Source organism: Peptoniphilus sp., assembly GCF_034090345.1.
Classification (GTDB): domain Bacteria; phylum Bacillota; class Clostridia; order Tissierellales; family Peptoniphilaceae; genus Peptoniphilus.
On the sequence record NZ_JAXDSS010000081.1, the window covers coordinates 15,164 to 27,653 of the forward strand.

A 12,490-nucleotide genomic window follows, 5' to 3' on the forward strand; every position below is an offset into this window, starting at 1 on the left:
AAAAGGACTGTTGCCAGTCCTATCTTATAAATAAGTTTTTAATTTCTCTACTTTATCCAGCTTTTCCCAAGGAAGATCTAATTCATTTCTTCCAAAATGTCCATAAGCTGCCACTTGTTTATAAAGTGGTCTTTGTAAATCTAAATTCTTAATAATCGCTGCCGGTCTAGCATCAAAGTTTTCAAGAACTATATTTTCAAGCTCTGCATCTGATAATACACCAGTTCCAAATGTTTCAACATATACTGATGTAGGTTTTGAAACGCCTATTGCATATGAAAGTCCTATTTCACATTTTTTAGCAAGTCCTGCTGCAACCAAGTTCTTGGCTATATATCTTGCAAAATAACTAGCTGATCTATCTACTTTTGTAGGATCCTTACCGGAGAATGCTCCTCCGCCATGTCTTGCATACCCCCCATAAGTATCAACTATTATCTTACGACCTGTAAGCCCTGCATCTCCCATTGGTCCCCCAACTACAAATCTGCCTGTAGGGTTTATATAGATTTTAGTACTTTCATCCATCATGTCTTTATCCACGATAACTTCAATTACTTCTCTCTTTAAATCTTCTCTAATTTGCTCTAAGCTAACTTCCGGATCATGTTGTGTTGAAATTACAATAGTATCTATCCTCTTAGGTACACCATCTATATAGTCGATACTCACTTGAGTTTTTCCATCCGGCCTTAAATAATTTAAAGTTCCATTCTTTCTCACTTCAGTTAATCTCTTTGCAAGAGCATGAGAAAGAGAAATAGGAAGTGGCATGTATTCATCAGTTTCATCACAAGCAAAGCCAAACATCAAACCTTGGTCTCCTGCCCCAAATCCGTCTAATTCATCAACGCCTTCTTCTTTAAATCTATCAACACCCATTGCAATATCAGGGCTTTGCTCTTTTATTGCAGAAAGGACAGAACAAGTTTCACAATCGAAACCTATCTTTCCTCTATCGTATCCAATTTCTTTTAAAGTTTCTCTAACCACTTTAGTAAAATCAACATAAGTTGAAGTTGTTATCTCACCTGTTATTAAAATCATTCCTGTACTTGCAACAGTTTCACAAGCTACTCTAGCATTTTTATCCTTTTCCAGGATAGCATCTAAAATCGCATCAGAAACTTGGTCACACACTTTATCGGGATGACCTTCAGTTACAGATTCCGATGTAAATGTCCATTTTTTCATAAATGCTTCCCCTCCATAATATTGAGTATACCATTGATTCACAAGTAAATAAAGCTTATACTACACCGAAGTTCTTAAGAATTGCAATTCCCCCTGCAAATGTAAATAGAGAAAGCGCATAACTTAAAGTTATAATTTGTGAAGTCATGAGTTCATCAGAACCCAACTTTTTCCCCATTACAAAACAATTTATTGCACAAGGAGTTCCAAACAATATATACGCTACAACTATTTCAGAACTGTTGAAGTTTAACTTAAATGCCAAAGGAACTAAAATAGCCGCTCCTATTACATTTTTTATTAAAGCACTTATACTCACCAATAGTAAATCATTTTTTCTTGTATTAAAATTAAGACTTCCACCAATCATTATTAAAGCCAATGGTGTATTTAAATTCCCTAAAACCTTTATTCCCCTTTCCAGTGTATTTGGAACAGGAAAATTTATAAATTTAAGTATCAATCCAATAAACATTGCAACTATGACCGGATTTTTTAAAACTTTAATAATTAATTCAGATATAATTATGTCATTTTCCGAATAATAAGTTAAAAATAAAGTTCCTATTATATTAAAAAGAGCAACTCCAAATATCATCGCCGCCAACACAGGTGCCATTTGATAATCCGGCTTTATAGCTTTTAAAATCGGTACACCGACATACAAGAAGTTAGACCTATACGCACAATGTACAAAAGCAGACAATTTTTTATTATCTTCTATAAAAAATCTAGCTATAGCCCACGTTCCTCCAAACATAACAAGCACACCTAATAAAAGATAAATTATATAGCTTAAATTTATTCCACTTAAATCTGAATTTTTAACTTCCATAACCAAACTTGCAGGCATCGTTACATAAAATATTAAATTTGTGGACTGATTTATAAATCTATCATCTATTATTTTTATTTTTTTTAAAAATAATCCTGTAAACAGTACAAAAAATAATGGGAATATAACATTTATTCCCAATATAAAATTATTCACTCCATCGCTTCCCTTCTATTTTATTATAGCAAATAAAAGGCCCTTATTGAGCATATTAATCCAAGTTTTAAAATAAAAAGGGGCTTATGTAAATAAATTTGGTTATTTAAATCTGTAAAAATATTAATTTAGAAAATTGTTATACAAAAAAGGACTACTCGAGTAGTCCTTTAATTTAGCTAATTTTAATTAGGGATTAATACCATCCTCTTAGTTTCATAGCTGTATCTATTGATTTGATTGCATACATGTAAACAGCTTCTCTTAATGTTACTTTGTATTCATCAGCTACTGAGAAAACACCTTCGATAGCTTTCATCATGTCTGCTTCTTGTTTTTCTTCTACTTCTGCTTCTGTCCAGTAGTATCCGTATTGGTTTTGTACCCATTCATAGTAAGATACTAGAACTCCTCCTGAGTTAGTTAAGATGTCCGGTGTTAATTCGATTCCTTTTTCTACTAAAACTTTGTCTCCTTCTGGTGTTGTTGGACCGTTTGCAGCTTCACAGATCAATTTAGCGTTTATTGTTTTAGCTCTTTCGCCTGTGATTACATTTTCTAATGCTGCCGGCACTATAATGTCATATTCTTTTGTCCAGAATTCTTCTTCAGTTATTCTTTCTGCTCCCGGGAATCCAATTAATGTTTTATGTTCAGCTTTGTATGCTGCTAATTCTTTGAAATCCAATCCGTTTGCATTGTAAATAGCATAGTTTCCTTCATTTCTGTCCCACTCAGCGATTGCACAAACTTTTCCGCCTTGTCTTTCGATGTTCTTTACTGTAAATTGACCTACATTACCAAAACCTTGAACAGCTATTTTAGCATCTTCCATTTTGATTCCGAATCTCTTTGCAGATTCTCTTACTACTACAGCTACTCCGAATCCTGTTGCTTCGTTTCTTCCTTCACTACCACCAAATGCTACCGGCTTTCCTGTAAAAGTTCCGATATCCATTCTTTCGCCATTTAATTTTACATATTCATCTACAAACCAACTCATGATTTGTCCGTTAGTGTTTACATCTGGTGCTGGAATATCGATTCTGTCTCCAAGATATTTGTAAAGACCTCTTACATATCCTCTTGCCAGTTGTTCTAATTCTCTTTCTGATAGTTCTGCCGGATCTACGCAGATTCCACCCTTTCCTCCGCCGTATGGTAAGCCTAGTGCTCCACCTTTAAATGTCATCCATAGAGAAAGAGCTTTAACTTCATCCATGTTTACATTTGGATGGAACCTAACTCCACCTTTTGATGGACCTACAGCGCTTGAGTGAGCACTTCTCCATCCTTTGAACACTTTAACTGTACCATCATCCATTTTTACCGGAATTGAGATTTCAATTACTCTTTGTGGTTCTTTTAATAGTTCATATACTGCCGGATCGCATCCCAATTTTTCACATGCTACTCTTACTTTTTCTTGTGCCGCTACTAACGGATTAAGTGTATCTGTCATTTTATCTCTCCTTATTTACTATACACAGTGATCTCTCACTTGCTTATGTACTTCCACATTACGAAATATATTGGTAATGTTTTCAACAATTTGATTATACCAAATAAAAAATTTTAAAACAACCGATAAACGAAAGAATTTTTTTATACCACTCTTTCGTTTATAACTTTATTTTATTGGCTTATTTATCATTTTTGAGTATTATTTACCACTTCTCCGCAGTTAAGTGCAAAATAAGCTATGCTTATTAAAAGCCCACCCAATATATTTCCTACTGTAGCCGGTATTATATTGTGAAGTGCCATTGCAAAAGTTATTTCCTTTGATAAACTCATCCCCAGTGTAAACACTGTCATATTGGCAATGGAGTGCTCAAATCCAAGTGCAACAAATGGTAATATGCACCAAAAAATCATTATTAACTTGCCTGATTCTGACTTTAACTTATAACAAGTTAAAACTGCAAGACAAACTAATATATTACAAAGTATACCTCTAAATAAAATTTCCATAGTAGTATGGTGTGCCTTTGCAATCGCAAGTTGTACTATTGCATCTCCTATGCTTTCATTTCCAAGGCCTGTTCCCAAAAATAGCCCACTTAATAAAAGCGCACCTAAGAAGTTGCCAAAATATGAAAATATACATACAGTAATAGCTTCTTTAGTAGATATGCCTTCGTTATATGCGCCTGAAGACAAAACTAATATGTTCCCTGTGAATAAATCTCCACCTGCCATCATTACTAACGACAACGCCATAGTAAATATAATACCACTAAACACTTTACTCAAAGGAAAATCCAGACTGCCAAAGACAGCTCCGGATAACCCCATACTTAAAACTCCAAACCCTATATACATACCTGCAAGTCCTGAGGTCGTAGCATATATAAGTTTGGAGTTTTTATACATTCCAACTTTTCCTCTTGCCGCATTTGAAAGCGACAATGTCAATTCTTTATACATTAATCCACCTCATGGTGGATTGTATAGCCTTTATGTCAAATATTAGTCTAATTTAAAGTTTTCTTCAGGTTCATCTATATGAATTAAAGCTATAAATTCAGGCCCAACATGCGCACCTATTATATGCCCTATCTGTTCCACTCTAATATTTTCAGGATTCATACTAAAATTCTTTATAATGGCATTCTTTACTTTTACCGCATACTCTTCAGAATCTCCATATACTATAAAAACAGGTTGATTTAAAACTTCCGGTCTTAAGTTTTCTAAAAGTTTCTTCAACATATTTTTATCTCCACGAACCTTATCTATTACTTCTAACTTGCCATTTTCAGGAATTACTCTTAACATGGGGCGAATATTTAAAAGTCCACCTATTATTGCACTACTTCTTGAAACTCTTCCGCCCCTCATTAAAAATTCTAATGATGTTACGGAAAAATTTTCTTTTATAGTCCTCTTATAAAATTCAAGTAATTTCATTATCTGTTCAAAAGTTGCACCGCTATTTGCAAGTTCAGCTGCTTTTTCAACCATATATCCCAATCCAGCTGTAGCAAGTTTTGAATCAAACATATGGATTTTTTCACCATATTTTTCATTTACCTGATCTGCAATCAACTTGGCAGCATCATAAGTTCCACTTAACCCAGAAGATAAGCTTATATATATTATCTCTTGACCTTGTGAAGCATATTTTTCAAAGGTTTCTTGGTAAATTTGATTTGAAACCTGACTAGTCATAAATACTTCTCCGGCTCTCATCCTCGAGAACATTTCATCTATTGATAATTCTCCATCGAAAAATATTTGTTCATCATTATTTATATACATGGGTAACATTTCAATATCAAGCTTTTCTAGCTTTTCTTTTAAAATATCACAACCACTATCTGTAACTATTTTTATACTCATATCAAACCTCAATAATTTATTTTAGGCAGTCCTAAATCTTTTTTGACTGCTACCATTCTTATTATAAATACTATAAGTGCAGATAAAATCATAACTTCATCTAAATCTAACATATTTCTAAAAATTAAATAGAAACACGCCCCCACAAGAGATGCTGAAGCATATATCTGCTCCCTAAATATTGATGGAGTTCTATCTGCGAAAACATCTCTTATAACTCCACCACCAACACCTGTTATCATTCCTGAAAAAATCAACAAAAATTTAGCATCAGTGTACCCAAGCTTTAAAGCTGCATTTATTCCTGTAACCGTAAAAGCACCAAGCCCTATTGCATCAAAATATATCATGATATTTTCAAAATTTTCCATTGTCTTAGAACTCAATAGATCAGTTTTAAAATAACATATTACAAAAATTATTATTGATGATACCACTGATTGTACCGCAAAAGATGGATCAGTAAACATATTAGGGGGATGGTATCCTAAAATTATATCTCTTATGCAACCTCCCCCAAGAGCTGTTGTAACTCCTAGCACTATGGTTCCCATCAAATCCATTCTCTTTCTTATTCCCAACATCGCGCCGGAAAAAGCAAAAGCTATTGTACCTATTATTCCTAAAATCAAATCTATTTGTTGATAACTTGGCATCTCGCACCTACTTGATTCTTTTCACTAATTCTTTCAATTCGTCAGTATTGTTGACAATATAATCAGCTCCTGCATCAATAAGTTCTTTTTCTTCTCCATATCCCCATTTTACACCTATGGATTTTAAATTCAACTCTTTAGCTCCTTTAATATCATAGAACCTATCACCAATCATATATATATCTTCCGAGTCATATCCACCTATATTTTCCAATACGTATTTCAAAACTTTTGCCTTTGTGTTTCTCGACCCATCCATTGCCGCCCCACCTACAAAGGCAAAATATTTTTCTAAATTAAAATATTCTATTATATCTCTGGCACTTTCTTCCAACTTTGAAGTTCCAACTGCTAATACATGCTCTTTTGATAACTCTTTTATAGTTTCTTCAACCCCGGCATATATTTTATTCATACTCTTTCCACTTTTAGCATAGTGCTCTCTATAAAAAAACAACGCTCTATCAGCTTCTTGTTCAGTAAAACCTAAACTATTTCTAAAAGTATCTTCTAATGGAGGTCCTATAAACTTTTCTAATTCTTTTACATTAGGAACTTCTAATCCCATCTTTGCAAGAGAGTATTCAAAACTCTTAATTATCCCCTCTCCAGACTGTATTATAGTCCCATCTAAGTCGAATATTATTAACATCTTTACTCCTTTTCCCTAAAGTAAAATTAACTTCTAAAATAAAAAGATTACCCCTTTAGTATATCCAAAAAGGCAATCTTTGAAAACTTATATTTATTCAATAGTTAAAAATTTTCCCAAAATTTCTTTTGTAGTTCCACGAATTCATCTAAAGACATAGGCTGTAATTTAGCAAATAATTTCATCTGAGATTTCATCATCTCAGCATAAAATTTATCCTTTCCATTTTTAAGTTCTATTTCTCTATTTGAATTTATCGTAGCAGGTATTTTAGAAGTATCATCACTATTAGGCGAATGTACTTCAATTATCATCTCGCCAAAATTATTATTTACTTTAGGTTTTGTCTTTATGTTTATCTTTCCAAAATCTCCTTGAACTAATTCACTTTTCTTTCTAAGTTCAATTTCATTTTTTAAATTATTAGATAAATCTCTATCTTTAGAAATTTCTATAAATATCCCTTGAGTTTTTATCAAAAGTATTTCATCTTCAAGTTTTTCAAACCCATTCCCATCTAACTTCTCTTTTAATAAGTCAGGTAATTTTTCAAAATACTCATACAACTCCAAAGGCACTATTATCCTGCCCTTATTTATTTCTAAGTATGCTCTATCTTTTACCTTTGACAAAAATATTTCATCGTGATACTTTATCCAAATATAATCATCTTTATTCAATTCAAAATACAAATCAAATTTTGAGCTTGAATTTTCCGGCTCATTTAAAATAACTATATTATTTTTTATCAATTTAATATATCTATTATCATCAGTTAAGTTAAGTCTGTATAACATGATATTCCTTTCTAAAAGCCTCTCATCATGCCCGGTCTAAAATTCTTTCTCTTAAGAGTTTCATCTATTTGAGCGATTAATGCCTCTCTATCCCTATTTAAAGTTCCTCCTAATAGAACGTAATTGGAAGCATGATTAGACCTGAAGATAGTCCCCTCTGAATCCACATTTTCTAAAAACTTTCTCATTTCAAATAAAATTTGTTCTGCTGTAGGCATTTCAAATTTTCCAGCTGCATAGTCTTTGTATAAACTTGCATTTTCATACAGTCTAATAGTCAGGTAGCTCACATAATCAGGTTTAGTCTTGGTTATCAAATCTGCTGTACCTAAAGCATTCTGCTCCCACTTAGCAGTTCCTCCAAGTCCAGCTATTATAGTTATAGAAGATTCAAAGCCAATGCTGTGAACTTTCTTCATTGCCTCTAAATAATCCTCTGTCGTAAGTCCTTTATTTATATCTCTTAGTATCTCTTCATCTCCACTTTCAAAACCTATATATAACATTTTAAGTCCATTATCGTAGAGTAGTTTTAGTTCTTCTTCAGACTTTAAATTTATATCCTTTGCTGTCGCATACGAAGATATGCGCTTTACATTAGGCATATTTTCATTAATATAATTTATCAGCTTTAATAACTTGTCAGTTGGAATGATAAGTGCATCCCCATCTGCTATAAATACTCTTTCGTAGTAGTGGAAATAATCTCTATCTTCCTCTAAATCTGCAATTACATCATCTATATCTCTGATTATAAATGGCTCGTCTTTGTACATATAACAAAAAGTACATTTGTTGTGCGAACAGCCTATAGTAGCTTGAATTATAAGTGACCTCGCCTCACTCGGCGGTCTAAACACATTCCCGTAATATTTCATTTAATTCCCTTTCCATGAGATTTTAAAAGCTCATCTTTAATTTTCCACAATTTTTCTGATAAGTCTACAATATATTCTTGTGGATTGTCAAATCTTTTAACTTCTTCCCAAATAGTTTCCACTTCTTCTTGAACCTTATTCCTTATCTCTTCTATACTAGGCAATTCGTAAACTAATTTTCCCTTTTCATAAATTGGAACTAATAATGATTTAGCTGTAAAATTATTCAATCTCTTTCTCTTCCAAGTGTATATTGGGTGGAATATTTCATATTCTTTACTATCATCAATCACTTCATCATATAAGGTTATTACATCCGCCATTGCAATTCCCGTTTCATTATCATACAATCTATACAAATTTTTAAAGCCAGGGTTTGTAATCTTGCTTACATTTTCAGATATTTTTATCTTTGGTATCATTTCTCCATCTTCAAAAACTGTTGTCAATTTATAAACTCCACCAAAAACCGGAGAACTCTTAGATGTAATTAATCTCTCTCCAACTCCAAAAAAATCTACTTTTGCACCTTGTAATAATAAATTTTGAATGGTAAATTCATCAAGAGAATTAGAAGCCATTATTTTACAATCTTCAAATCCTGCATCATCTAACATTTTTCTTGCTTTCTTAGTTAGATATGCCATATCACCTGAATCAATTCTTATTCCCTTCGGTCTGTATCCATTTGGCAATAATACCTCATTAAAAACTTTTATAGCATTCGGTATTCCCTCTTTCAAGGTATCAAAAGTATCTACCAACAATAGACAATTGTCTGGATAAATTTCGGCAAACTTTTTAAAAGCTTCATATTCACTATCAAACAGTTGCACCCACGAATGCGCCATAGTTCCCATCGCCGGAACTCCATAAGCTTTCTCAGCCAATGTATTAGCTGTTCCAACGCATCCTCCTATATAAGATGCCCTTGCCCCAAGCATTGCCCCTGAATGTCCTTGAGCTCTTCTTGACCCAAATTCTATTACAGGTCTGCCCTCTGCAGAAATACAAATTCTATTCGCCTTGGTTGCAATCATAGATTGATGGTTAATAGTTAGTAACAACATTGTCTCTATAAATTGAGCTTGTATCGCCGGTCCTTTAACTATTACTAAAGGTTCATTTGGAAATATAACAGTTCCTTCTGGAATAGCCCAAACGTCACATTCAAACTTGAAATTTCTCAAATATTTTAAAAACTCAGAATCGAACATGCCTTTCTTTTCTAAAAAAGCTATGTCATCATCTGTGAAATTTAAATGTTCAAGATACTCCACCATCTGTTCAATCCCGGCTAATATAGCATAACTTGCATTATCCGGAACAGATCTAAAAAACAAATCAAAACTTACAATCTTATCCTTTAAATTTGATTTAAAAAATCCATTACTCATCGTAAACTCATAAAAATCTGATAGCAATGTGTAGTTATTTTTATCTCCGTCTATATCTCTCATATTATTCACCTAACCCTTTTAGTAATTAAAACAATTATATATTTATTGTACTCATTGTTCAAATGTTTACCCATTAATCATATATAATATGTTCTTAAGTAATTAATCTCAAAATTTATTAAGTTTAGAAACATTATTTAGGGTATACTATTTTTAAATAACAAAGATTTTCTTTAAATTTACTACACAGTAGGATGCATAATGAAAAGTATAATATTTTTTATTACAATGGCATTTATAAATTTTTTAATACTACTTATAACTATAAATCTTTTAGGAAATCTCAAATATGGAAGTGCAGTAGCTTTTTGCATTATAAGTGCATTCAATACGAGTGTATTATTTCAAATGTTAAATAAAAAATAAGGTGAGAATATGAAAATTAGAGACGAATATTATTTAGAAGAAAGTTTTGCAGTAGATTTTATTTCAGAAATTTTAGAATATGAAGGAAGTTCTTTTATACACGACGAAATTGTATATGTTCTATTACAAAAATTGACAGTCGGAAATAAAAGTTTAACTGAACTCTTCGAACTTCTAAATCTCGAAAAAGCACTTGAATATGTCATTGAACTTGCAAAAAACGAAAGAGAGTTAAGTGAAAATTTAATTTCAGAAGTAAATAGAATACTTTTAATAGATATATTGCCGGGAGGTATTTATCGCACTCACAACAACATTGGCGGAGTTGATTTCACAGAAATAAAAGAGCAGATGAACTATTTGTTAGATGACTTTTTAAATTCAAATGAAATCAAATCAGCAGATTGGTTCTTTGAAAACTTTATGGAAATTAAACCTTTTAACTATAGAAATTTAGCCACAGCTGCAATAATCCACATATTCATAAGTTTAAAACTTGGAGATATCCCTAAACTACTTAGTGAAATTTAAAGGAGTATATAATGAAAAAATCAGCTTATTTTTTTGTTTTTATAATTTTCCTCCTAATTGTAGGATGTAACAAAAATAAAAATAAATTTGAAATTATATTCGAATCCAAAGAAAATTTTTCTGAAAAATTATATACTTCAAAAGAAAATTATAGTGTTTATTCACACAATGGCACAGTATATGTAATGCTGAATGATGAAAAACTATTGTTAAAAGATGCGTTAGAACAAGACAAAATATCCATGGATGAAATACTTGAAAAAGCCAAAAATGATTTCAACCCTAATACACTTTCCAAATATTCTTACTCTGATGGAGGCAGCCAAGAATATCCCTATAAAACTTATACTTTAATTGATTTTAATACCCTTAATGGAAATAATGATATATATTTTGCTCCTCCCAAAACTACTATAAACGATATAGAACAAAATAATGAAATGGATATTTATTTTGAAGGAGCTGATAATGGATTAAAATTATTACATCAAAAAGATGAATTTACAAACTTCAACACATTTTCATATAATGGTATAGTGAGCATAGTATACACTCAAAAAATCTTACCTATTGAAGATGCTATAAAAGAAGGATTAGATATGTCTTTTGTGTACTATAAAATAGAGCATCGAGATTTCCAAAAAAGAGAAGATGAAATAAAAACTTATAAAAATAATTTCAAAGTCTATCCTTATCATAATTATAAAGCAATAAAATTTATAGATGGTGATTTGTACTTTGTTCCTAAAAATTTTTCTTTGAATGAAATAGAAAAATTAAATAATAATATTTAGAACATACTAAATTTAAATTAAAAAATACAAAAATAGTAGTGTGAAATTAATCATTATTAAACCCAACCTATTCTAAATATAGACTGGGTTTTCATTTTTATAACTTAATAGACTTTGTTGCCATATAAGTCTTTATATTCATCTCATGCAATCTTCCAAATCCATTAGTATCTTCATACAAATCCACTAGTGTAAATCCAGCTTTCAACTGACCGCCTATCTGTTCTTCCGCACTATGAGAGAATTGCATACCACAATTTTCTTTTTCCATAAACTGTCTTGCTTTCTCATCTGCAATTGGGTCGAAAGGCATTGACCATATTATTTTTTCTTCTTTTTCATCAACTATGTAGTTAATTTCGTTCCCCAGTCCTGATAATAAAACGCCTCCCTTTTTTAAAACTCTATAAGTTTCATTAAAAACGTGTTGCACATCTTTAATATAACAATTTGAAACGGGATGAAATACAATATCAAAAGTCTCGTCCTCAAAAGGCAATCTCTTTGTCATATCCCCTTGTATTGCTTCAATACTGTATCCTTCTCTTTTTGCCAATTCAATTTCAGTTTCAATTTGTTTTGTAGAATAGTCAAGCACGGTGCACTTTGCTCCAAAAGCAGTTAATATTGGCATCTGCTGTCCACCACCGGCTGCCAATCCAAGGATTTTTTTGCCTCTTAAATCCCCGAACCACTCTTTCGGCACATTTATTGTCGGAGTCAACAATACATTAAATATTCCATTTTTAGCATCTACAAATTGTTGATGAGTTATTGGTTTTCCCCATTCCCAACCTTCCTCAACCCATCTATCTATAGTTTCTTT

At 31.8% G+C, this 12,490-nt stretch carries 14 protein-coding genes; 3 read left to right on the plus strand and 11 right to left on the minus strand.

The genetic code is table 11. The annotated features are described in order from the left end of the window. Positions 1-24: 24 nt before the first annotated feature. The 10 genes from metK to SOR77_RS07310 all read right to left on the minus strand — a co-directional run bounded on the left by metK (position 25) and on the right by SOR77_RS07310 (position 9,973). Positions 25-1,194, minus strand: coding sequence for a methionine adenosyltransferase (gene metK / locus SOR77_RS07265; protein WP_320636469.1), 1,170 nt, complete (start codon positions 1,192-1,194; stop codon positions 25-27). Positions 1,195-1,249: 55 nt separating this feature from the next. Then, positions 1,250-2,185 (minus strand): AEC family transporter, encoded by a 936-nt coding sequence (locus SOR77_RS07270; RefSeq protein WP_320636470.1) that lies wholly within the window; start codon positions 2,183-2,185, stop codon positions 1,250-1,252. Positions 2,186-2,381: 196 nt separating this feature from the next. After that, positions 2,382-3,647: a Glu/Leu/Phe/Val dehydrogenase gene (locus tag SOR77_RS07275; protein WP_320636471.1), complete on the minus strand. Its 1,266-nt coding sequence runs from the start codon at positions 3,645-3,647 to the stop codon at positions 2,382-2,384. Between the two features lie 188 nt (positions 3,648-3,835). Beyond that, positions 3,836-4,615, minus strand: coding sequence for a formate/nitrite transporter family protein (locus tag SOR77_RS07280; protein ID WP_004819008.1), 780 nt, complete (start codon positions 4,613-4,615; stop codon positions 3,836-3,838). Between the two features lie 42 nt (positions 4,616-4,657). After that, on the minus strand, positions 4,658-5,530 hold the full coding sequence (locus SOR77_RS07285; protein ID WP_320636472.1) for a DegV family protein: 873 nt from the start codon (positions 5,528-5,530) through the stop codon (positions 4,658-4,660). Positions 5,531-5,538: 8 nt separating this feature from the next. Then, positions 5,539-6,186 carry a trimeric intracellular cation channel family protein gene (locus tag SOR77_RS07290; protein WP_320636473.1) on the minus strand — a complete coding sequence of 216 codons (648 nt, stop codon included), beginning with the start codon at positions 6,184-6,186 and terminating at the stop codon, positions 5,539-5,541. 7 nt (positions 6,187-6,193) lie between these two features. Beyond that, positions 6,194-6,838 (minus strand): HAD hydrolase-like protein, encoded by a 645-nt coding sequence (locus tag SOR77_RS07295; protein WP_320636474.1) that lies wholly within the window; start codon positions 6,836-6,838, stop codon positions 6,194-6,196. Positions 6,839-6,942: 104 nt separating this feature from the next. Further along, a complete protein-coding gene (locus SOR77_RS07300; protein WP_320636475.1) occupies positions 6,943-7,635 on the minus strand; it encodes a hypothetical protein in 693 nt (230 codons plus the stop codon). A gap of 11 nt (positions 7,636-7,646) precedes the next feature. Further along, positions 7,647-8,513: a radical SAM protein gene (locus SOR77_RS07305; protein ID WP_320636476.1), complete on the minus strand. Its 867-nt coding sequence runs from the start codon at positions 8,511-8,513 to the stop codon at positions 7,647-7,649. Next, positions 8,510-9,973, minus strand: a complete 1,464-nt coding sequence (locus SOR77_RS07310; protein WP_320636477.1) for a nicotinate phosphoribosyltransferase — start codon at positions 9,971-9,973, stop codon at positions 8,510-8,512. The genes SOR77_RS07305 and SOR77_RS07310 overlap by 4 nt, the downstream gene beginning before the upstream one ends. 201 nt (positions 9,974-10,174) lie before the next feature. Here SOR77_RS07310 and SOR77_RS07315 point away from each other — a divergent pair, with 201 nt between their 5' ends. Genes SOR77_RS07315 through SOR77_RS07325 form a run of 3 tightly spaced genes read left to right on the plus strand, consistent with a single transcriptional unit; the run spans position 10,175 to position 11,664 of the window. Beyond that, entirely contained in the window at positions 10,175-10,339 is a 165-nt protein-coding gene (locus tag SOR77_RS07315; protein ID WP_320636478.1) for a hypothetical protein, read from the plus strand. Between the two features lie 9 nt (positions 10,340-10,348). Next, positions 10,349-10,870, plus strand: coding sequence for a hypothetical protein (locus tag SOR77_RS07320; RefSeq protein ID WP_320636479.1), 522 nt, complete (start codon positions 10,349-10,351; stop codon positions 10,868-10,870). A gap of 11 nt (positions 10,871-10,881) precedes the next feature. Then, positions 10,882-11,664, plus strand: coding sequence for a hypothetical protein (locus tag SOR77_RS07325; RefSeq protein WP_320636480.1), 783 nt, complete (start codon positions 10,882-10,884; stop codon positions 11,662-11,664). 97 nt (positions 11,665-11,761) lie between these two features. On the opposite strand, the gene SOR77_RS07330 is transcribed toward SOR77_RS07325, so the two are convergent. Further along, positions 11,762-12,490, minus strand: a 729-nt coding sequence (locus tag SOR77_RS07330; RefSeq protein ID WP_320636481.1) for a class I SAM-dependent methyltransferase, incomplete at its 5' end; no start/stop codon positions are given.

What these genes read in the sequence shown, in the direction of transcription:
- SOR77_RS07305 (WP_320636476.1), bottom strand. Translation starts at nt 8,513, where the DNA reads ATGAAATATTACGGGAATGTGTTTAGACCGCCGAGTGAGGCGAGGTCA.
- SOR77_RS07280 (WP_004819008.1), bottom strand. Translation starts at nt 4,615, where the DNA reads ATGTATAAAGAATTGACATTGTCGCTTTCAAATGCGGCAAGAGGAAAA.
- SOR77_RS07275 (WP_320636471.1), bottom strand. Translation starts at nt 3,647, where the DNA reads ATGACAGATACACTTAATCCGTTAGTAGCGGCACAAGAAAAAGTAAGA.
- metK (WP_320636469.1), bottom strand. Translation starts at nt 1,194, where the DNA reads ATGAAAAAATGGACATTTACATCGGAATCTGTAACTGAAGGTCATCCC.
- SOR77_RS07325 (WP_320636480.1), top strand. Translation starts at nt 10,882, where the DNA reads ATGAAAAAATCAGCTTATTTTTTTGTTTTTATAATTTTCCTCCTAATT.
- SOR77_RS07285 (WP_320636472.1), bottom strand. Translation starts at nt 5,530, where the DNA reads ATGAGTATAAAAATAGTTACAGATAGTGGTTGTGATATTTTAAAAGAA.
- SOR77_RS07315 (WP_320636478.1), top strand. Translation starts at nt 10,175, where the DNA reads ATGAAAAGTATAATATTTTTTATTACAATGGCATTTATAAATTTTTTA.
- SOR77_RS07310 (WP_320636477.1), bottom strand. Translation starts at nt 9,973, where the DNA reads ATGAGAGATATAGACGGAGATAAAAATAACTACACATTGCTATCAGAT.
- SOR77_RS07320 (WP_320636479.1), top strand. Translation starts at nt 10,349, where the DNA reads ATGAAAATTAGAGACGAATATTATTTAGAAGAAAGTTTTGCAGTAGAT.
- SOR77_RS07290 (WP_320636473.1), bottom strand. Translation starts at nt 6,186, where the DNA reads ATGCCAAGTTATCAACAAATAGATTTGATTTTAGGAATAATAGGTACA.
- SOR77_RS07300 (WP_320636475.1), bottom strand. Translation starts at nt 7,635, where the DNA reads ATGTTATACAGACTTAACTTAACTGATGATAATAGATATATTAAATTG.
- SOR77_RS07295 (WP_320636474.1), bottom strand. Translation starts at nt 6,838, where the DNA reads ATGTTAATAATATTCGACTTAGATGGGACTATAATACAGTCTGGAGAG.